The sequence below is a fragment of the Pseudomonas sp. KD5 genome (genome assembly GCF_012932895.1).
Lineage (GTDB): Bacteria > Pseudomonadota > Gammaproteobacteria > Pseudomonadales > Pseudomonadaceae > Aquipseudomonas.
On sequence record NZ_JDWJ01000007.1, the window covers coordinates 83029 to 100601 of the forward strand.

18 protein-coding genes are annotated in these 17573 nt (G+C 60.7%); 10 read left to right on the plus strand and 8 right to left on the minus strand.

Annotation, left to right across the window (positions count from 1 at the left end):
* Positions 1 to 109 precede the first annotated feature (109 nt).
* From ftsX to ftsY, 3 genes are read right to left on the minus strand one after another with little or no spacing between them, the layout of a single operon-like run.
* The gene (gene ftsX, locus AF70_RS16700) at positions 110 to 1135 is read right to left on the minus strand and encodes a permease-like cell division protein FtsX (protein WP_018928695.1); all 1026 of its coding nucleotides are present in this window, start codon (positions 1133 to 1135) and stop codon (positions 110 to 112) included.
* Positions 1132 to 1803 (minus strand): cell division ATP-binding protein FtsE, encoded by a 672-nt coding sequence (ftsE, locus tag AF70_RS16705; RefSeq protein WP_018928694.1) that lies wholly within the window; start codon positions 1801 to 1803, stop codon positions 1132 to 1134. The genes ftsX and ftsE overlap by 4 nt, the downstream gene beginning before the upstream one ends.
* Positions 1800 to 3329, minus strand: a complete 1530-nt coding sequence (gene ftsY, locus AF70_RS16710) for a signal recognition particle-docking protein FtsY (protein WP_028939081.1) — start codon at positions 3327 to 3329, stop codon at positions 1800 to 1802. Before ftsY ends, ftsE begins: the two co-directional genes overlap by 4 nt.
* A 343-nt stretch (positions 3330 to 3672) precedes the next feature.
* Between ftsY and AF70_RS16715 the strand changes: the two genes are divergently transcribed.
* From AF70_RS16715 to AF70_RS16735, 5 genes are all read left to right on the plus strand, one after another.
* On the plus strand, positions 3673 to 5028 hold the full coding sequence (locus AF70_RS16715) for a pitrilysin family protein (RefSeq protein WP_019580604.1): 1356 nt from the start codon (positions 3673 to 3675) through the stop codon (positions 5026 to 5028).
* A complete protein-coding gene (locus AF70_RS16720; RefSeq protein ID WP_019580603.1) occupies positions 5021 to 6511 on the plus strand; it encodes a pitrilysin family protein in 1491 nt (496 codons plus the stop codon). Before AF70_RS16715 ends, AF70_RS16720 begins: the two co-directional genes overlap by 8 nt.
* Complete coding sequence (rsmD, locus tag AF70_RS16725) at positions 6511 to 7122, plus strand: 16S rRNA (guanine(966)-N(2))-methyltransferase RsmD (protein ID WP_018928689.1); 612 nt, start codon at positions 6511 to 6513, stop codon at positions 7120 to 7122. Before AF70_RS16720 ends, rsmD begins: the two co-directional genes overlap by 1 nt.
* A 73-nt stretch (positions 7123 to 7195) precedes the next feature.
* A complete protein-coding gene (locus tag AF70_RS16730; RefSeq protein WP_019580602.1) occupies positions 7196 to 8206 on the plus strand; it encodes a hydrolase in 1011 nt (336 codons plus the stop codon).
* A gap of 3 nt (positions 8207 to 8209) precedes the next feature.
* Positions 8210 to 9046, plus strand: a complete 837-nt coding sequence (locus AF70_RS16735; RefSeq protein WP_028939082.1) for an AraC family transcriptional regulator — start codon at positions 8210 to 8212, stop codon at positions 9044 to 9046.
* A gap of 54 nt (positions 9047 to 9100) precedes the next feature.
* Here AF70_RS16735 and AF70_RS16740 read toward each other — a convergent pair whose 3' ends face one another.
* The gene (locus AF70_RS16740) at positions 9101 to 9955 is read right to left on the minus strand and encodes a sulfurtransferase (RefSeq protein ID WP_028939083.1); all 855 of its coding nucleotides are present in this window, start codon (positions 9953 to 9955) and stop codon (positions 9101 to 9103) included.
* Positions 9956 to 9988: 33 nt separating this feature from the next.
* Positions 9989 to 10660, minus strand: a complete 672-nt coding sequence (locus AF70_RS16745) for a TetR/AcrR family transcriptional regulator (RefSeq protein WP_018928685.1) — start codon at positions 10658 to 10660, stop codon at positions 9989 to 9991.
* A 146-nt stretch (positions 10661 to 10806) separates the two neighbouring features.
* Here AF70_RS16745 and AF70_RS16750 point away from each other — a divergent pair, with 146 nt between their 5' ends.
* The 5 genes from AF70_RS16750 to AF70_RS16770 all read left to right on the plus strand — a co-directional run bounded on the left by AF70_RS16750 (position 10807) and on the right by AF70_RS16770 (position 15408).
* Entirely contained in the window at positions 10807 to 12237 is a 1431-nt protein-coding gene (locus tag AF70_RS16750; RefSeq protein ID WP_028939084.1) for a coniferyl aldehyde dehydrogenase, read from the plus strand.
* A 28-nt stretch (positions 12238 to 12265) separates the two neighbouring features.
* On the plus strand, positions 12266 to 12811 hold the full coding sequence (locus AF70_RS16755) for a hypothetical protein (protein WP_019580598.1): 546 nt from the start codon (positions 12266 to 12268) through the stop codon (positions 12809 to 12811).
* A 42-nt stretch (positions 12812 to 12853) separates the two neighbouring features.
* Positions 12854 to 14449, plus strand: coding sequence for a GMC family oxidoreductase (locus AF70_RS16760; protein ID WP_028939085.1), 1596 nt, complete (start codon positions 12854 to 12856; stop codon positions 14447 to 14449).
* Positions 14450 to 14564: 115 nt separating this feature from the next.
* On the plus strand, positions 14565 to 15044 hold the full coding sequence (gene coaD / locus AF70_RS16765) for a pantetheine-phosphate adenylyltransferase (protein WP_007939322.1): 480 nt from the start codon (positions 14565 to 14567) through the stop codon (positions 15042 to 15044).
* A gap of 112 nt (positions 15045 to 15156) precedes the next feature.
* Positions 15157 to 15408, plus strand: a complete 252-nt coding sequence (locus AF70_RS16770) for a YfhL family 4Fe-4S dicluster ferredoxin (protein WP_003195146.1) — start codon at positions 15157 to 15159, stop codon at positions 15406 to 15408.
* Between the two features lie 57 nt (positions 15409 to 15465).
* On the opposite strand, the gene AF70_RS16775 is transcribed toward AF70_RS16770, so the two are convergent.
* Genes AF70_RS16775 through AF70_RS16785 form a run of 3 tightly spaced genes read right to left on the minus strand, consistent with a single transcriptional unit; the run spans position 15466 to position 17499 of the window.
* A complete protein-coding gene (locus tag AF70_RS16775) occupies positions 15466 to 15789 on the minus strand; it encodes a multidrug transporter (protein WP_019580596.1) in 324 nt (107 codons plus the stop codon).
* A gap of 54 nt (positions 15790 to 15843) precedes the next feature.
* Positions 15844 to 16656 carry a bifunctional DNA-formamidopyrimidine glycosylase/DNA-(apurinic or apyrimidinic site) lyase gene (gene mutM, locus AF70_RS16780; protein ID WP_018928680.1) on the minus strand — a complete coding sequence of 271 codons (813 nt, stop codon included), beginning with the start codon at positions 16654 to 16656 and terminating at the stop codon, positions 15844 to 15846.
* Positions 16657 to 16686: 30 nt separating this feature from the next.
* Positions 16687 to 17499: an HDOD domain-containing protein gene (locus AF70_RS16785; protein WP_169342491.1), complete on the minus strand. Its 813-nt coding sequence runs from the start codon at positions 17497 to 17499 to the stop codon at positions 16687 to 16689.
* Positions 17500 to 17573: the final 74 nt, after the last annotated feature.

The following is a 17573-nucleotide window of genomic DNA, read 5'->3' on the forward strand; positions in this document are numbered from 1 at the left end:
AAAAACCTCCGACTTACATAACTCGTGCAGTTCAGCACTGCGAAAATTGACCGGAAACCAAAAAACAAGTTCCCATAAACGCTGAAAGGTCAATACGAGCAAAATGATATTACTTTGGCGCAAGCTCCCGCAGGTGGCGTGCGACTGCAATCCATGCACCGATATACCCCAACAGCACCGCGCCAAGCAAGAGCGACAGACCGTCGGCAACTGGCACTCCGGCCAGCGCAAAATCACTGCCGTACAAACCGGCCAGTCCAACCACCGCGTCGTTCAGCCAGTTCAGGCCGAACGCCAATACGCCCCAGGAAAGAATCCCCGCACCGAAGCCATATAGCGCGCCCATGTACAGAAAGGGCCTGCGCACATAACTGTCCGTGCCGCCGACGAGTTTAATCACTTCTATCTCTGTGCGGCGGTTTTCAATATGAAGACGAATGGTATTGCCTATCACCAAAAGTAATGCAGAAACCAAAAGCACGGTCAGACCGAAGACAAAACGGTCGCCCAGCTTGAGGATGGCCGCCAGACGCTCGACCCAGACTAGATCAAGTTGCGCCTGTTGTACCTTCGGCAACTCGGAAAGTTTTTGTCGTAATGCTTCAAGCGCAGGCTTGTCGACCTCTTTCGGAGTCACCAGAACCACGCCTGGCAGCGGGTTTTCCGGCAGTTCCTTAAGGGCTTCGCCCAGACCGGACTGCTGCTGGAACTCTTCCAGCGCCTGATCGCGACCCACGTATTCGGCATCCGCTACGCCCGGCATGCCTTTGATCTGCTCACGCAACGACTCACCCTCGGCAGGGCTGGCCTCAAGTTGCAGGTACAGGGAAATCTGCGCCGCACGCTGCCAGGAGCCACCGAGACGCTCGACGTTATTCAGCAAAAGTGACAGGCCCATCGGCAAGCTCAGGGCCACCGCCATCACCATGCAGGTGAAAAAACTGCCGATTGGGTGCTTGCCCAAGCGACGCAAGCTGTCCAGCAAACTGGCACGATGACTTTCGATCCAGGCGCGGAACAGCGTGGCGAAATCCGGGCCATCGTCATCGTCGCGTTTTTTCTTCTGCTGTGGTTGCGGATCGGCGGCCTTCGGGGCCACGCGCTCGGAAACCTTGGGGCTACGTGTCGCACTCATACGCCGGCCTCCCCGTCGCCGATCAATCGACCACGCTGCAGGGTCAGCATGCGATGACGCATACGGGCAATCAGCGCCAGATCGTGACTGGCGATCAGCACGCTGGTGCCCAGGCGGTTGATGTCTTCGAACACGCCCATGATTTCTGCCGCCAGACGCGGGTCGAGGTTACCGGTCGGTTCATCCGCCAGCAGCAAGGCCGGGCGGTGAACGATGGCGCGAGCGATGCCGACGCGCTGTTGCTGGCCGGTAGACAGGTCGCCAGGGTAGAGATCGGTTTTGTCCGAGAGCGCCACGCGCTCCAGGGCCGAGTCCACGCGCTTGACGACTTCGGCCTTGGACAGGCCAAGGATCTGCAACGGCAACGCGACGTTATTGAACACCGTGCGATCGAACAGCAACTGGTGGTTCTGGAACACCACGCCGATCTGTCGGCGCAGGAACGGAATCTGTGCGTTGCTGATGGTGCTCAGGTCTTGCCCGGCCAGCAGCAATTTGCCGGTGGTCGGACGTTCCATGGCCAGCAACAGCCGCAACAAGGTGCTTTTACCCGCGCCGGAATGGCCGGTGACAAACAAGAATTCGCCCCGACGGACTCGAAAGCTCAGCTCATGCAAGCCGACGTGACCGTTCGGGTAGCGTTTACCGACCTGTTCGAAACGAATCATGAACGCTCCCGCTCGGCAAACAATGCCTGGACAAAGGGTTCTGCTTCAAAAGTACGCAAATCGTCGATGCCTTCACCAACGCCGATGTAACGGATCGGCAAGCCAAACTGCTTGGCCAGGGCGAAAATCACCCCACCCTTGGCGGTGCCGTCGAGTTTGGTCAGCGCCAGGCCGGTCAATTCGACGGTCTGGTTGAATTGCTTGGCCTGGTTGATGGCGTTCTGGCCGGTACCGGCATCGAGCACCAACAGCACCTCATGAGGCGCGTCGGCGTCGAGCTTGCCGATCACCCGGCGAACCTTCTTCAACTCTTCCATCAAATTGTCTTTGGTGTGCAGGCGACCGGCGGTGTCGGCGATCAACACATCAATGCCACGGGCCTTGGCGGCCTGCACGGCGTCGAAGATTACCGAGGCCGAGTCGGCGCCGGTGTGCTGGGCGATCACCGGGATCTTGTTGCGCTCGCCCCAGACCTGCAGTTGCTCGACCGCCGCGGCGCGGAAGGTGTCACCAGCGGCGAGCATGACTTTCTTGCCTTCCAGTTGCAGCTTCTTCGCCAGCTTGCCGATGGTGGTGGTTTTGCCGGCACCGTTGACGCCGACCACCAGAATCACGAACGGCTTGTTCTGCGAGGTGATTTTCAGCGGCTGCTCGACCGGTTTGAGCATCGCTGCCAATTCGGCTTGCAGGGATTTGTACAGCGCATCGGCATCGGCCAGCTCCTTGCGGGCGACTTTCTGAGTCAGGCGCTGAATGATCACCGACGTCGCTTCGACGCCGACATCGGCGGTCAGCAAACGGGTTTCGATGTCTTCGAGCAGTTCGTCGTCAATGATTTTCTTGCCGAGGAACAGGCTGGCCATGCCCTCGCCAATGCTGGCGCTGGTCTTGGACAGGCCTTGCTTGAGACGGGCGAAGAAACCGGCTTTGGTCTCTTCGGTACGCACAGGCTCGACTGGAGTTTCGAGGGGCGCAACCGGTGTGGCGGCAACAGGAGCGATGACGGGTGCAGGCGCAGGCGCTGGAGCAACTGGAGCAACTGGAGCAACCGGAGCAACAAATGCTGGCACTGCAGGCTCTGGAACCACTGGAGCAGGTTCGGCCACGAACACGGGTGGAACGGCTGCCGGTGCAACGACTGCCGGCTCAACCACTGGCGCCCGAACCGGCTCCGGAGCAAACGCAGTCGGGGCCGGAATCGGTGGCGTGATGTGCGGCGCTTGCTCATCTTCAACCAGCGCCACCGGCTCTTCCGCTACCGGCAAAGTCAGCCACGGCGTGGCAACTGGCGTCAGCGGCAATGGGGCCGCGACTTCGGTTTCAGGTACGAGCGCGGCCGCAGGTTGCAGCACCGGCTCGGCAATCGGCGCAGGCTTTTGCTCTATAACCGGTGCCGGGGTTGGCTCAGAAAGTGGCTGTGGCTGTTCGACAACGGGTTCCTGCGGCTTTTTGCGCAGCCATCCGAACAGGCTTTTCTTCTCACCAGCCGCAGCTGGGGTCTTCTTGTCGTCGTTGGAACCAAACATGGAGGACGGCTATCTCACGGTAGCGACGCGCCAATAGGCGCCTCGGCAAATAAAAATTCGATGCTGAACAGACTGCGATTCATCCAGCTTGTTCACGCGCAACATTTTGTCGAGGAGCCAACGGCGCCTCAAAGGTCGACTAATACGAAGGACTGGAACGGCATCGTCGGCGAAAACGCAGAGTTTAGCTGACAAACTCAAAGTTTCTGCCGGTAACCCATGCAACCTGCAAGCCGATCAAAGGCCTGATAGGCGTGGCCGCCAGTAAAACGGATCAGTATCCTAGCACCCTCTCGCCCGCCGACGCTAAGACCAGCGGGCAGCCCAACAGGTTTAAAAACGAATGAATGCTCTAGCCCGCCGCGCTGCAGGCCTGCTGCTCAGCACAGTTTGTCTGCCCCTCTCAGCCTTGGCTGCCGACCCACAACCGACCCACGAATTCACCCTCGACAACGGCCTGAAGGTTGTCGTGCGCGAAGACCATCGCGCACCGGTCGTCGTTTCTCAAATCTGGTACAAGGTCGGCTCGAGCTACGAGACCCCAGGCCAGACTGGGCTGTCCCATGCGCTGGAACACATGATGTTCAAGGGCAGCGAGAAAGTCGGCCCCGGCGAAGCCTCGCTGATCCTGCGCGACCTTGGCGCCGAAGAGAACGCTTTCACCAGCGACGACTTCACCGCGTATTACCAGGTGCTGGCCCGCGACCGTCTGGGCGTGGCCTTCGAACTGGAAGCCGACCGCATGGCCAACCTGCGCCTGCCGGCCGACGAGTTCACCCGCGAAATCGAGGTGATCAAAGAAGAGCGTCGCCTGCGCACCGACGACAAGCCGATGTCCAAGGCCTACGAACGTTTCATGGCCATGGCCTACCCCGCCAGCGGTTACCACACGCCGACCATCGGCTGGATGGCCGACCTCGACCGCATGAAAGTCGAAGAACTGCGTCATTGGTACCAGTCCTGGTATGTGCCGAACAACGCCACTCTGGTGGTGGTCGGCGATGTAACCCCGGACGAAGTCAAAACCCTGGCCCAGCGTTACTTCGGCCCGATCGCCAAGCGCGACGTGCCACCGGCGAAAATCCCGCTGGAGCTGGCTGAGCCCGGCGAACGCAAGATCACCCTGCATGTGCAGACCCAATTGCCGAGCCTGATGCTGGCCTTCAACGTGCCGAGCATTGCCACCGCCGAAGACAAACGCTCGGTGAACGCCCTGCGCTTGATTTCCGCCCTGCTCGACGGCGGCTACAGTGGCCGCATCCCGACGCAACTGGAACGCGGCGAAGAGCTGGTGTCCGGCGGGTCGTCGAGCTACGACGCCTATACCCGTGGCGACAGCCTGTTCACCTTGTCGGCTTCGCCGAACACCCAGAAAAATAAAACCATGGCCCAGGCCGAAGCCGGCCTGTGGAAACTGCTCGAACAACTGAAAACCACCGCGCCATCCGCTGAAGAACTGGAGCGGGTACGAGCGCAGGTCATTGCCGGCCTGGTTTTTGAGCGTGACTCGATCACCAGCCAGGCCACCGCCATCGGTCAGCTGGAAACCGTCGGCCTGTCCTGGAAACTGATGGACACCGAACTCGCCGACCTGGAAAGCGTGACCCCGCAAGATATCCAGAAGACCGCCAAGCTGTATTTCACCCGCGAACGTCTCAGCGTCGCCCATGTACTGCCACAGGAGACGACTCATGAGTGAGCGTAAAAAGTCGCGCCTGGCCCTGATCGGCCTGATCGCTGTTGCACTGATCGGGTCTGCCGCCTTCTATCTGTCAAAACCCGACGAGTCCAACGCCAGCGAAGCCCTCGACAAGGCCAAGTCCAGCCAAAAGCTGCAATCGCTGGCCGAACTCGACGGCAAGGCCCCAAGCCATCGCTCGCTGAACGTGCAGACCTGGAATACCGCCGAAGGCGCCAAGGTATTGTTCGTCGAAGCCCGTGAACTGCCGATGTTCGACATGCGCCTGATCTTCGCCGCCGGCAGCAGCCAGGACGGTGATGCACCCGGCCTGGCATTACTGACCAACGCCATGCTCAACGAAGGTGTGGCCGGCAAAGATGTCGGCGCCATCGCTCAGGGCTTCGAAGGATTGGGCGCCGACTTCAGCAACGGCGCGTACAAGGACATGGCGCTTGCCTCCCTGCGCAGCCTCAGTGCCGTGGACAAACGCGAGCCTGCCTTGAAGCTGTTCGCTGAAGTCGTCGGCAAGCCGACCTTCCCCGCCGACTCGTTTGCGCGCATCAAGAACCAGATGCTCGCCGGCTTCGAATACCAGAAACAGAACCCCGGCAAACTCGCCAGCCTGGAGCTGATGAACCGTTTGTACGGCGATCATCCGTACGCACACTCCAGCGACGGCACAGCCAAGAGCATTCCACCGATCACCCTGGCGCAGTTGCGAGCCTTCCATCAGAAAGCCTACGCCGCCGGCAACGTGGTGATTGCGCTGGTAGGCGACCTGTCGCGCGCCGAGGCAGAGGCGGTTGCCGCCCAGGTGTCCGCCGACCTGCCCAAGGGCCCAGCCCTGGCGAAAATCGAACAACCGACCGACCCCAAGCCCAGCATCGGCCACATCGAGTTTCCGTCCAAACAGACCAACCTGATGATCGCGCAACTGGGTATCGACCGTGACGATCCGGATTACGCAGCGCTGTCCATGGGCAACCAGATTCTTGGCGGCGGCGGTTTCGGCACCCGGCTGATGAGCGAAGTGCGCGAGAAGCGTGGCCTGGCTTACGGCGTGTATTCGGGTTTCAGCCCGATGCAGGCTCGTGGCCCGTTCATGATCAACCTGCAAACCCGCGCCGAAATGAGCGAAGGCACCCTGAAACTGGTGCAGGATGTGCTCGCCGACTACCTTAAGACCGGCCCCACCGAGAAAGAACTCGACGACGCCAAGCGTGAACTGGCCGGCAGCTTCCCGCTGTCCACCGCCAGCAACGCCGATATCGTCGGTCAGCTCGGCGCCATGGGCTTTTACAACTTGCCGCTGAGCTACCTGGAAGACTTCATGCAACAGTCCCAGAGCCTGACCGTCGAGCAAGTCAAAGCCGCACTGAACAAACACCTGAGCACGGATAAACTGGTCATCGTCAGCGCTGGCCCGACCGTGCCACAAAAGCCGTTGCCGGCCCCAACTGACAAACCCGCCGAGCAACCGCTCGGGGTTCCGGAGCATTAATGGCCACTCGCCCAAAAAAACCTGTCCATAACGTGCATAACGGTGTGAACCAACTGCGCATCATCGGTGGCGAATGGCGCAGCCGAAAGCTGAGCTTCCCTGATGCTCCGGGCCTGCGCCCGACGCCGGACCGGGTGCGTGAGACCCTGTTCAACTGGCTCGCGCCTTACGTCGCCGGGGCCAAGGTGCTCGATCCGTTTGCCGGCAGCGGCGCGCTGTTCCTGGAAGCCTTGTCCCGTGGCGCGGCCATGGGCCAGGCGCTGGACGCCAGCAACATCGCGGTGTCCAGCCTGAAAGAACATCTGGGCACCCTGCGCTGCACCAACGGCCAGGTACAGACTGCCGACGCCTTGCGTTATCTGGAAACCCAACCGGCCACGGCGTTCGACCTGGTGTTCCTCGACCCGCCGTTCAATCAGAATCTGTTGCCTGTGGTTTGCACTCTGCTCGAAGAACGTCATTGGCTGGCCGACGATGCGTGGGTCTACACTGAAAGCGAAAGCGCACCGTCGATATTGGGTTTGCCAGAAAATTGGCGCCTGCATCGGGAGCAAAAATCGGGACGTGTGTACTACGCGTTGTGGCAACGTATGGCAGGGATCGCCGGCTAGTCCGGCCTGAGAAAACGGTGCGAAGCTCAGTCAGCTAACGCTGCGGGTACGCGCCGCAGCATCGAGAGCAATCGTGTCCCATCTGCCAGAACGTTTCACCCCTGCCTTCACGCCCGCCTACGGCCTGGGTAATCCGCACTTACAAACCTTGTGGGGACCGCTATGGCGCAAAACCACGCATATCGAGCGTGAGCGCGAGCGATTGTGGCTTGAAGATGGCGATTTCCTTGACCTGGACTGGCACGGCCCACACAGCGCGAATGCACCGTTGGTGCTGGTATTGCACGGCCTGACCGGCTCGTCGAATTCGCCTTATGTGGCCGGCATGCAGAAAGCGCTGGGTGCCCAGGGTTGGGCCAGCGTCGCGTTGAACTGGCGGGGTTGCTCCGGCGAGCCCAATCTGTTGCCGCGCAGCTACCATTCCGGGGCCAGTGAAGACTTGGCCGAAACCATCAGGCACCTGCGCACCCAACGCCCCCTCGCGCCGCTGTATGCGGTCGGTTATTCCATGGGCGGTAACGTGTTGCTCAAGCATCTGGGTGAAACCGGCAGCAACAGCGGTGTACTCGGTGCGGTGGCAGTGTCGGTGCCGTTCCGCCTCGATCACTGTGCCGATCGTATCAGCCAGGGTTTTTCCCAGTTCTACCAAGCGCATTTCATGCGAGAGATGGTCGCCTACATCAAGAACAAGCAACGCAGATTCCAGCATGAGGGACATGAGGATGGCCTGGCGGCATTGGAGGCGCTGGGCTCATTGGAAAACTTGCGTACCTTCTGGGATTTCGACGGCCGGGTCACCGCACCGCTCAATGGTTTCGCCGATGCTGCGGATTACTATCGTCGCGCTTCGAGTCGTTACTTCCTTGGAGAGATTCGCACGCCAACCCTGATCATCCAGGCGGCTGACGACCCGTTTGTGTTTCCGCATAGCCTGCCGCAAGCCGACGAATTGTCCGCCAGCACTCAATTCGAGTTGCAGGCCAAGGGCGGGCATGTCGGTTTCGTCGAGGGCTCGTTCAGACAACCGGGTTACTACCTGGAACGGCGCATTCCCCAATGGCTGGCCACCACGGGGCGCAAGTAAAACGTGGAGGTCGATCAGGGCGAGTCGATCCACTTCTGGCAAACGGCACCGCTGGCCGGGGTCGAGTTGTTGTCTGCGCGCTACATCGAACACCGCTTCGCCCCTCATGTGCATGACGGCTATGTGATCGGCATGATCATGGCCGGCGCCCAGCGTTATCGCTATCGCGGTGCCGAGCATTTGGCGGGTAGCGGCACGCTGGTGCTGATCAACCCGGACGAACTGCACACCGGCCACAAAGGTACGGAGGACGGTTGGTTGTACCGGGCGTTTTATCCCGACAGCGGGCAAATTCTCTCGCTGCTGGAGGAGCTTGAACTGCCGAGCGACACCTTGCCGGTGTTTGGCGCCACGCTGTACCGCGACCCGGATCTGGTGAGGGGGTTCTGCCAACTGCATCGACTGCTGGAAAGTCCGTCCACGGCCCTGCAGCAGCAAACGGTCTGGCGGGAAATGATGTTGTCGTTGTTGCAACGCCACGCAGCCGTCCCGATCGCCGCCAAACCCGGCAAGGAACACCGCGCGGTGACCTTGGCCAAAGAACGGCTGCAATCGCAATTGGCGGCGCCGCCCTCGCTGGAAGAACTGGCGGCGACGGTGAACCTGTCCCCCTTCCACTTCGCCCGGGTGTTCCGCCGCGCCACCGGCATGCCGCCGCACGCCTGGCTGATGCAGCAGCGTATCGCTCGGGCACGGGCGTTGTTACAGGACGGCTGCCTGCCGCTGGAAGTCGCGACGCAACTGGGTTTTGCCGACCAGAGTCATCTGAGCCGGCAATTCAAGCAGGTTTATGGCGTTGGACCGGGAGCGTATCGCAGCGCGCGGCAGTTACCCGGTTGATGACAGCAAAGATCCAAATGTGGGAGCAAGCCAGCCCCCACATTGGCTCTGCGCTTACTTGCCGGTGGCGACGCCTCGCGCGGGGTCGTTGATCCACTCGCTCCACGAACCGGCATACAACGCCCCCAATGGATAACCCGCCAGGCACAGGGCGAACAGGTTGTGGCAGGCCGTCACGCCGGAACCGCAATAGGCGACCAGCTCCGTCGGCGAACGATCACCGAGCTTCGCAGCAAACCGCTGTTTGAGCTGATCGGCGGGCAGAAAACGCCCGTCGCTACCCAGGTTTTCGGTGAACGCGGCGCATTGTGCGCCGGGAATGTGCCCGGCAATCGGATCGATCGGTTCCACTTCGCCCTTGAAGCGCGGCATGGCGCGGGCGTCGAGCAAGGTCAACGCGGGCTGGCCGAGACGTTGCTGGAGCTGTTTGGCGCTGAGCACCAGCGAAGCATCCGGCGTCCCGGTGAAGGTGCCGCGATTGATCGACGGCGGATCAAGACTCAGGGGTAATCCGGCGGCATGCCAGGCTTTCAGCCCGCCATCGAGAATGAACACACCGTCGCGCTTGCCCAGCCAGGCCAGCAACCACCAGGCCCGCGCCGCGTAGGCGCCAGGACCGTCATCGTACAAAACCACTTCGCTGTCGGCATTGATGCCCCAGGCTTGCAGGCGCTCGATCAGCTTTTCGGGTTCAGGCAACGGATGACGCCCGGTAACTCCCTTGACCACCGCCCCGCTCAGATCACGCTCGAGATCGGCAAAACTCGACCCGGCAATATGCCCTTCGGCATAGCTGCGCTGACCGTAATCCGGGTCTTCGAGGGCAAAACGACAATCCAGAATCACCAGCCCCGGAGTCTCCTTTTTCAGGTCCAACGCTTGCGGGCTGATAAGTTGCGCAATGGGCATAACGGGCTCCTGTGATGTTGTCAGTCTTGAATCCTAATGCACTTCTTCCAGCGCCTGGGCCAGCGGTACGTAAAATTCGTCGAACAGCGCATTTACCGCGTCGCGCGATTGATCGGTGACGAACCCGGCCTCAAGCACCAACACCTGATACACGCCGCGCTTAATGGCCTGTTCGCTCAAGTGGTTGGAGTTTTCCCGCGTGGTGCACAAAAACCGCACCCAGGACGTGAGGATGATCCAGGCGTTCAGCGTCAGGGACTCGATCTGAACCTTATCCATGTTCAGGATGCCAGCGGCGACGAACCCTTCGTAAATGGCGGTGCCCTGGATCAGGCAGCGCTGGGAAAAGCGCCGGTAACGGGCGGCCAGCTCGGGATCACTGTCGAGCAAGTGCTCGAGGTCGCGATGCAAAAACCGGTAGCGCCACATGGCGGCGAGCAATTCCTTGAGGTAGAAGCGCTTGTCTTCGACCGTCGCGGCGCGGCCCTGGGGTGGGCGCAGGAAGCTGTCCACCAGGCTTTCGTACTCACTGAACAGCACAGCGATGATCGCCTGCTTGTTGGGGAAGTGGTAGTACAGGTTGCCCGGAGAAATCTCCATGTGGGCAGCAATGTGGTTGGTGCTGATGCTGCGCTCGCCCTGCTGATTGAACAGCTCCAGGCTGTTCTGCACGATGCGCTCGCTGGTTTTGATCCGAGGGGCCATGGCTTGAGCTTTAATTCAGAGTGCGGTGACGGGCATCTTACGACCTATCCGTGGGTGGATAAAACAAAGCTGCTTCAGGATGTCATTTGACTTTTTAGAGTATGGACTCTAAAAATCCCCTCATTACAATAAATCCGGAGCCGACCATGCCTGCTGACATCGCCTACCTGAAGAACTTGCAGCAGCCTCTGGACGAGCTCCAAACCCTGCTCGATGCTCAACGCGCCGCGTATGCAGGCAACCCGATGCCACCCGAAGCTCAACGCCAGCAATGGCTAAAGGCATTGCGGGACCTGTTGAGCAATGAGCGCCAGGCCTTGATCGACGCCATCAGCCAGGATTTCAGCCACCGCAGCGCCGACGAAACCCTGCTCGCCGAATTGATGCCCAGCCTGCACGGCATTCACTACGCCAGCCAACACCTCAAAGGCTGGATGAAAACCTCGCGGCGTAAAGTCGGCATCGCCTTTCAACCCGCGTCGGCCAAAGTCGTTTATCAACCGCTGGGCGTAGTCGGGGTGATCGTGCCGTGGAACTACCCGCTGTATCTGGCCATCGGGCCACTGGTGGGGGCGTTGTCAGCGGGTAACCGGGTGATGCTCAAACTCAGCGAATCGACCCCCGCCACCGGTTTGCTGCTCAAGGAATTGCTGGGGCGGATATTCCCTCAAGACCTGGTTTGCGTGGTGCTCGGCGAGGCCGACATCGGCGTGGCGTTCTCCCGGTTGCGCTTCGATCACCTGCTGTTCACCGGCGCCACCAGCATCGGCAAACACGTGATGCGCGCAGCCGCCGAGAACCTGACTCCAGTGACCCTCGAACTGGGCGGCAAGTCCCCGGCCATCGTTTCCCGCGATGTGCCGCTCAAGGATGCCGCCGAACGCATCGCTTTCGGCAAGACCCTCAACGCCGGGCAAACCTGTGTCGCCCCGGACTACGTGCTGGTGCCGGAAGACCGCGTCGGCTCCTTCGTCGAAGCCTATCGCCAGGCAATTCGCGGGTTTTATCCGACCCTGGCCGACAATCCGGACTACACCGCCATCATCAATGACCGACAACTGGCGCGGCTCAACGGTTACCTCAGCGACGCCACCAGCAAGGGCGCGCTGCTGATTCCGCTGTTCGATCAGGGCCAGGGCCGACGCATGGGTCATAGCCTGCTGCTCAACGTCAGCGACGACATGACGGTGATGCAGGACGAAATTTTCGGCCCGCTGCTGCCGATCGTACCGTACAAGGACCTCGATGAAGCATTTGCCTACATCAACCAACGGCCTCGTCCGCTGGCGCTGTATTACTTCGGCTACGACAAGCGCGAGCAAAACCGCGTTCTCCACGAAACCCATTCCGGCGGCGTATGCCTCAACGACACCTTGCTGCACGTCGCCCAGGACGACATGCCGTTCGGCGGCATCGGCGCCTCGGGCATGGGCCACTACCACGGCCATGAGGGTTTCCTGACCTTCAGCAAGGCCAAGGGTGTGCTGATCAAACAGCGTTTCAATGCGGCGAAGCTGATCTATCCGCCGTACGGCAAATCCATTCAGAAACTGATCCAGAAGCTGTTTATCCGCTAACGATCAACACCGCCGGGTAATAACAATAATGAGCCCAAGCCTGTCCGACACACCCGCGCTGTCACGGCGCGGCCTGCTTAAATTCAGCCTGGGCGCCAGCGCCTTTCTGGCCACGGCCGGATTCGGCGCGAGCCTCAGCGGCTGCTCGTCGAGCACAGCGGCCAGCGGTTTCGCGACTCTGCGCAGCGGTGACCTGTTGTTTCTGCGGGCACTGATCCCGGTGATGCTCGACGGCGCCGTGGCCGTCGAGAAAATGCCGGCCGCCGTCGAAGGCACCCTCAAGAGCCTGGATTACAGCCTCGATCACCTGTCTGCGGAAATGCTCAAGCTGACCCGGCAATTGTTCGATGTGCTGGGGATGAGCATCACCCGCGGCCCACTGACCGGGATCTGGGGCAGCTGGGAAAACGCCAGCGGCGAGGATATCCGGCACTTTCTCGATCGCTGGGAAAACAGCTCGCTGAGCTTGCTGCGCATGGGCCATAGCTCGTTGCTGCAAATGGTGATGATGGCGTGGTACAGCCGGGCGGAGTCGTGGGTGCATTGCGGGTATCCGGGGCCGCCTACGGTTTGAGACCGCAGCGCGCCCAGAACATAACAACAAGAGAACCTGACGATGCCCGTACCCGATCCGTTCCGCGAAGGCCTGGCCCGTGGCTGGAAAACCTACAACGGCGCCCAACTGACCCAGAACCTGACCCTCGAAGCGGATGTGGCGATCATCGGCAGCGGTGCCGGCGGCGGAACCACTGCCGAAATCATCAGCGCCGCAGGCTACAAGGTCTTGCTCATCGAAGAAGGCCCACTCAAGACCAGCAGCGACTTCAAGATGCTCGAAGATCAGGCCTACGCCAGCCTCTATCAGGAAGGCATCGGGCGCATGAGCAAGGACGGTGCGATCACCATCCTCCAGGGCCGGGCGGTGGGCGGTACCACGCTGATCAACTGGACTTCGAGCTTTCGCACTCCGGATCCGACGCTCGAACACTGGGCCAAGGAACATGACGTCGTGGGCCACACACCGGCCGAGATGGCGCCCTGGTTCGAGAAAATGGAACAACGCCTGGGCGTCGCCCCGTGGCTAGTACCGCCCAACGCCAACAACGACGTCATCCGCAAAGGCTGCGAAAAACTCGGCTACGCCTGGCATGTGATCCCGCGCAACGTGCGCGGCTGCTGGAACATCGGCTACTGCGGCATGGGTTGCCCGACCAACGCCAAACAATCGATGCTGGTCACGACCATCCCGGCGACCCTGGAAAAAGGTGGCGAGCTGCTCTATCTGGCCCGCGCTGAAAAGCTGTCGATCAAGGACGCCAGGGTCACGGGTCTGCACTGTGTGGCGATGGATGAGCGTTGCGTTGCCCCTACCGGACGCACAATCACGGTCAAGGCACGGCATTACGTGCTGGCCGGTGGCGGGATCAACAGCCCGGCGCTGCTATTGCGTTCAGAGGCGCCGGATCCGCATGAGCGACTGGGGAAACGGACGTTCCTGCATTTGGTCAACATGTCCGCCGGGCTGTTCGACGAGGTGATCAACCCGTTCTACGGCGCGCCGCAGTCGATTTATTCCGACCATTTCCAGTGGCAGGACGGCATCACCGGCAAGATGTCCTACAAATTGGAGGTCCCACCATTGCACCCGGCGCTGGCCACCACCCTGCTCGGTGGCTTCGGCACGGAAAACGCCCGGCACATGGAGAATCTGCCACATACCCACGCGATGCTGGCGTTGCTGCGAGACGGTTTTCACCCGGACAGCCCCGGCGGCAGTGTCGAATTGCGCAGTGACGGCACGCCGGTGCTCGACTATCAGGTTTCACCGTATGCCTGGGACGGGTTGCGCCGGGCGTTCCATAGCATGGCCGAGATCCAGTTCGCCGGTGGCGCCAACGCTGTGATGCCGCTGCATGCCGACGCCCGTTACGTGAAAACCCTCGCCGAAGCGCGTGCCTTGATCGATGGATTGAGCCTTGAGTTGTATCGCACGCGCCTGGGCAGTGCTCATGTGATGGGCGGTTGTGCCATGGGTGAGGACCCGAAAAACGCCGTGACCGACAGCCTCGGCCGACATCACCAACTGCGCAATCTGTCGATCCACGACGGCTCGCTATTCCCCACCAGCATTGGTGCAAACCCACAATTGTCGGTCTACGGACTGACGGCACAACTGGCGAATTCACTGGCCGAGCGTTTGAAAAACCCATGAAAACGCGGAATATTCCCATCGTCTATAGTGCTTTCTTACCCAACAGGCGACTTGGCCGACCGGTAAGGCTGCGATACCATCCGACTCCCCAACGGACTCCCGCCAGGACGACGCGATGAACCGAGTGTTGTACCCAGGTACCTTCGACCCTATTACCAAGGGCCATGGCGATCTGGTCGAACGCGCCTCGCGCCTGTTCGATCACGTGATCATCGCCGTCGCCGCCAGCCCGAAGAAAAACCCGCTGTTTCCCTTGGAACAACGTGTGGAGCTGGCCCGCGAGGTCACCAAACATTTGCCGAACGTTGAAGTCGTCGGCTTCTCGACGCTGCTCGCGCATTTCGCCAAAGAGCAGAACGCCAATGTGTTCCTGCGTGGTTTGCGCGCGGTGTCGGACTTCGAATACGAATTCCAGCTGGCCAATATGAACCGCCAACTGGCACCGGATGTGGAAAGCCTGTTTCTTACCCCGTCCGAGCGTTATTCGTTCATTTCCTCGACACTGGTCCGTGAAATCGCGGCCCTGGGCGGCGATATCACCAAGTTCGTCCACCCGGTGGTGGCCGACGCCCTCACCGAACGCTTCAAAAAGTAGGCGCTGCCGAAGCTGCACTTGATCGCGCCCGCGTGCACTGCGGGCGCCAATGCGGCACAATTGTGCGCATTGGTTTATTGCGCCAGGGCCTGCCGCCCCGGCTGGAGTTAGCATGTCCCTGATCATCACCGACGATTGCATCAACTGCGACGTCTGCGAACCCGAGTGCCCGAACGCCGCCATTTCCCAGGGCGAAGAGATCTACGTGATCGACCCGAACCTGTGCACGCAATGTGTCGGCCACTACGACGAACCGCAGTGCCAGCAGGTCTGCCCGGTGGATTGCATTCCGCTGGACGAGGCCCATCCGGAAACTGAAGAACAGTTGATGGAGAAGTACCGGAAGATTACCGGTAAGGCTTGAAAGCCTGGAAAGATCGTCCGAAGGCTCGAGCGGCGTTCGGACGATCTTTTTTATGCCTCACTCCCGCTGCTCAAACCCTTCCCCGACGCACCCCAGACACCGCACAAACGCCGCTTTCGCCGGGTCGACCACCAGCGCCTGCCCTGCATCGCCAATGCCGCCGCCCAGCGCGGTAAATGGCAGCGACACCACAAACGCCCCGGCACCGATCACTGTCGCCACCACCAGCAACGGTCGGGCAATCAGCAGATCGCCAAGCATGGCGTAGGCCGGTGGATTCTGGATGGTGTAACGCGGGTCGCCGCTGCCGTTCTCAGTAGCCAGCGCGGGCGCAGCGACGCTCAGCAGCAGCGTGACGACAAGGGTTCGAAACAGATTCATGGCACGGTCCTTCGGCTAGGCAGTGAGAACACTGACTATAGACCGTAGCCGATATCAGCTCTGACAGCGCGGACAAAAGACGCTGGCGCGCTGCCCGAGTTTGACTTCCCGCAGCCCCGTGCCACAGACCTTGCAGTGTTCACCACCACGGCCGTATACGAACAGCTCCTGCTGGAAGTACCCCGGCTGGCCGTCGCCGCCGATAAAGTCCCGCAACGTGGTACCGCCCCGTTCGATGGCGAGCGCCAGGATGCGCTTGATCTCGATCGCCAGCTTCAAATAACGCCCCCGGGAAATGCTCTTGGCCTCGCGGCGCGGGTCGATGCCGGCAGCAAACAGCGCTTCGGTTGCGTAGATATTGCCGACACCAACCACCACCGCGTTATCCATGATGAACGGCTTGACCGCCATGGATCGCCCGCGGGACAGCTGGAACAGACGCTCGCCATCGAACAGATCGGTCAACGGCTCCGGCCCCAGGCGAACCAGCAGTTCGTGATTCAGCGGGTCGAGACTCCAGAGCATCGCCCCGAACCGACGCGGGTCGGTGTAACGCAGGGCCAGGCCCGATTCCAGCTCGATGTCCACATGCTCATGCTTGGCCGCCGGCAAGCCGGCTTCCACCAGCCGCAGATTCCCCGACATGCCCAAATGGCTGATCAACGTGCCGACTTCGGCATTGATCAGTAAATACTTGGCCCGCCGTTCCACCAGCACGATGCGCTGGCCCGACAGCCGCACATCCAGGTCTTCGGGGATCGGCCAGCGCAGACGGCGCTCACGCACGATCACCCGGCTGACGCGCTGGCCTTCCAGGTGCGGTGCAATTCCTCGGCGGGTGGTTTCGACTTCCGGCAGTTCAGGCATGAGGCTCTCGAATCAGGCGAGGTTCGACACTCAACGTGTGGCGAGGTCGCGAATTTCTTGTTTCTGGGTTTCGAAATCGTATTCCGATAGACCGATGTAATCGAGCACCAGATGCCCGACATTGTTCCATTCGTGGTCTTCAGACTGGTTGCCCAGCACCCGATAGGAGGCACAAATGTGCTCAGCCATCTTCAGGATTGCCAGCAGGTTTTTCAACGGCGTATTGCGGCACGACTCATCGCTGAAAATGGCCAGGGCATCGTGATGGTTGGCAATGGCCTGGGTGACATGTTCCGGCAGACGCCAGGACTTGGCGGTGTAATACCCGACCACGGCGTGGTTGGTGTTGTATTGCTTGTTCTCGGTATCCACCACGCGGCATTCGACGCTGGCGTTGGCATAGGCCTGTTCCAGCACTTTCATGTAGTCGGGGAATTTCTTGAGCATCAGCGGGATGCCACAATCGTGGAACAGGCCCAGCGCATAAGCTTCATCGCCGGCCTGGACACCGACGCGCTTGGCCAGGCTCAGGCAGGTCATCGCCACGTCCTGCGCCGTGTCCCAGAAACGGTTGAGGGTGACGATGGTGTCGTCGTTCAGCTCGCCCTTGATCGACTGCGCGTTGATCAGGTTGATGATCGAACGGCTGCCCAACAGATTTACTGCTCGCTGGATCGCGGTGATCTTGTTGCTCAAGCCGTAATACGGCGAGTTGACGATTTTCAGCAAGGCACCGGATAGGCCCGGGTCCTGGGAGATCAGCTTGGCGATCACCTCCAGGTCCGGGTCGGGCATATATTGCTCCATCTGCAGATCCACCATGATCTGCGGCTGGGGCGGCACACTGATGCCTTGCAGGGACTGTTGAATCTGTTCAGAAGACAGCTCTTGGGACATAAGTACGCACTCCGGGTCAG

Bases quoted from the DNA above. Each gene is read 5' to 3' on its own strand.
- ftsX (WP_018928695.1), bottom strand. From the start codon at position 1,135: ATGAGTGCGACACGTAGCCCCAAGGTTTCCGAGCGCGTGGCCCCGAAG.
- ftsE (WP_018928694.1), bottom strand. From the start codon at position 1,803: ATGATTCGTTTCGAACAGGTCGGTAAACGCTACCCGAACGGTCACGTC.
- ftsY (WP_028939081.1), bottom strand. From the start codon at position 3,329: ATGTTTGGTTCCAACGACGACAAGAAGACCCCAGCTGCGGCTGGTGAG.
- AF70_RS16715 (WP_019580604.1), top strand. From the start codon at position 3,673: ATGAATGCTCTAGCCCGCCGCGCTGCAGGCCTGCTGCTCAGCACAGTT.
- AF70_RS16720 (WP_019580603.1), top strand. From the start codon at position 5,021: ATGAGTGAGCGTAAAAAGTCGCGCCTGGCCCTGATCGGCCTGATCGCT.
- rsmD (WP_018928689.1), top strand. From the start codon at position 6,511: ATGGCCACTCGCCCAAAAAAACCTGTCCATAACGTGCATAACGGTGTG.
- AF70_RS16740 (WP_028939083.1), bottom strand. From the start codon at position 9,955: ATGCCCATTGCGCAACTTATCAGCCCGCAAGCGTTGGACCTGAAAAAG.
- AF70_RS16745 (WP_018928685.1), bottom strand. From the start codon at position 10,660: ATGGCCCCTCGGATCAAAACCAGCGAGCGCATCGTGCAGAACAGCCTG.
- AF70_RS16750 (WP_028939084.1), top strand. From the start codon at position 10,807: ATGCCTGCTGACATCGCCTACCTGAAGAACTTGCAGCAGCCTCTGGAC.
- AF70_RS16755 (WP_019580598.1), top strand. From the start codon at position 12,266: ATGAGCCCAAGCCTGTCCGACACACCCGCGCTGTCACGGCGCGGCCTG.
- AF70_RS16760 (WP_028939085.1), top strand. From the start codon at position 12,854: ATGCCCGTACCCGATCCGTTCCGCGAAGGCCTGGCCCGTGGCTGGAAA.
- coaD (WP_007939322.1), top strand. From the start codon at position 14,565: ATGAACCGAGTGTTGTACCCAGGTACCTTCGACCCTATTACCAAGGGC.
- AF70_RS16770 (WP_003195146.1), top strand. From the start codon at position 15,157: ATGTCCCTGATCATCACCGACGATTGCATCAACTGCGACGTCTGCGAA.
- AF70_RS16775 (WP_019580596.1), bottom strand. From the start codon at position 15,789: ATGAATCTGTTTCGAACCCTTGTCGTCACGCTGCTGCTGAGCGTCGCT.
- mutM (WP_018928680.1), bottom strand. From the start codon at position 16,656: ATGCCTGAACTGCCGGAAGTCGAAACCACCCGCCGAGGAATTGCACCG.